The sequence below is a fragment of the Dactylosporangium sp. NPDC005572 genome (assembly GCF_040605515.1).
Lineage (GTDB): Bacteria > Actinomycetota > Actinomycetes > Mycobacteriales > Micromonosporaceae > Dactylosporangium.
Map to the genome: position 1 here is coordinate 3,248 of NZ_JBEXCY010000378.1, position 1,962 is coordinate 5,209.

The 1,962-nt window shown below is 57.6% G+C and carries 1 rRNA gene (running past one end of the window); it reads left to right on the forward strand.

What is annotated here, in order from left to right:
• Positions 1-1,850, forward strand: a 23S ribosomal RNA gene (locus tag ABZS66_RS60255); it begins 1,365 nt to the left of the window's first position.
• Positions 1,851-1,962: the final 112 nt, after the last annotated feature.

The following is a 1,962-nucleotide window of genomic DNA, read 5'->3' on the forward strand; positions in this document are numbered from 1 at the left end:
TATGTACCCGGCCAATGGTTCGCCGGCGGTCCAGGTGTGTGGATGGGTAGGGGAGCGTCGTGTCACCGGTGAAGCGGCGGAGTGATCCAGCCGTGGAGGTGACGCGAGTGAGAATGCAGGCATGAGTAGCGAAAGCAGGGTGAGAAACCCTGCCGCCGGATGACCAAGGGTTCCAGGGCCAGGCTAATCCGCCCTGGGTGAGTCGGGGCCTAAGGCGAGGCCGAGAGGCGTAGTCGATGGACAACGGGTTGATATTCCCGTACCCGCGTAGAAGCGTCCATGCTGAACCTGCTTGTACTAACCATGCGAAGGTCTGGGCCCTTTCGGGGGTTTGGGCTGGAGTCTGGGAACTTGGGTGGTAGTAGGCAAGCGATGGGGTGACGCAGGAGGGTAGCTGGACCCGGCCGGTGGTTGTGCCGGGGCAAGCGTGTAGCCCGTGCTGTAGGTAAATCCGCAGCACTTGTGGGTGAGACGTGAAGCGGAGCCGTTCAGGTGAAGTCAGTGATCCCATGCTGCCGAGAAAAGCCTCTAGCGAGTTTCGAGCGGCCCGTACCCCAAACCGACACAGGTGGTCAGGTAGAGAATACCGAGGCGATCGGGCGAACTGTGGTTAAGGAACTCGGCAAATTGCCCCCGTAACTTCGGGAGAAGGGGGGCCACCGATGGTGAGACCACGTGCTGGTGGAGCGGTTGGTGGCCGCAGAGACCAGGGGGAAGCGACTGTTTACTAAAAACACAGGTCCATGCTAAGTCGTAAGACGACGTATATGGACTGACGCCTGCCCGGTGCTGGAACGTTAAGGGGACCTGTTAGTCCTTCGGGGCGAAGCGGAGAACTTAAGCGCCAGTAAACGGCGGTGGTAACTATAACCATCCTAAGGTAGCGAAATTCCTTGTCGGGTAAGTTCCGACCTGCACGAATGGCGTAACGACTTCCCCACTGTCTCAACCACAGGCCCGGCGAAATTGCACTACGAGTAAAGATGCTCGTTACGCGCGGCAGGACGGAAAGACCCCGGGACCTTCACTATAGCTTGACATTGGTACTCGAATTCGATTGTGTAGGATAGGTGGGAGCCGGTGAAGCGGCCACGCCAGTGGTTGTGGAGGCAAGCTTGAAATACCACTCTGTTGGATTTGGGTATCTAACCTTGGACCGTGAGCCGGTTCAGGGACAGTGTCTGGTGGGTAGTTTAACTGGGGCGGTTGCCTCCTAAAATGTAACGGAGGCGCCCAAAGGTTCCCTCAGCCTGGTTGGCAATCAGGTGTTGAGTGCAAGTGCACAAGGGAGCTTGACTGTGAGACTGACAGGTCGAGCAGGGACGAAAGTCGGGACTAGTGATCCGGCACTGGCAGGTGGAAGCGGTGTCGCTCAACGGATAAAAGGTACCCCGGGGATAACAGGCTGATCTTCCCCAAGAGTCCATATCGACGGGATGGTTTGGCACCTCGATGTCGGCTCGTCGCATCCTGGGGCTGGAGTAGGTCCCAAGGGTTGGGCTGTTCGCCCATTAAAGCGGTACGCGAGCTGGGTTTAGAACGTCGTGAGACAGTTCGGTCCCTATCCGCCGCGCGCGTAGGATACTTGAGAAGGGCTGTCCCTAGTACGAGAGGACCGGGACGGACGAACCTCTGGTGTGCCAGTTGTTCTGCCAAGAGCACGGCTGGTTAGCTACGTTCGGAAGGGATAACCGCTGAAAGCATCTAAGCGGGAAGCTCGCTTCGAGATGAGGTATCCCACCCCTAGAGGGTTAAGGCCCCCAGCGAGACCACTGGGTTGATAGGCCGGAAGTGGAAGCCTGGTAACAGGTTTGAGCTGACCGGTACTAATAGGCCGAGGACTTGACCTCAAACAATGCTTTGAAGTGTTTTGCATCCACTGTGTGATTCTGAACCAACACCACAACGCACCCCTGCAACGTCAGGGTGTGCGGTGGTTGACAGGTTCATAGTGTTACGGCG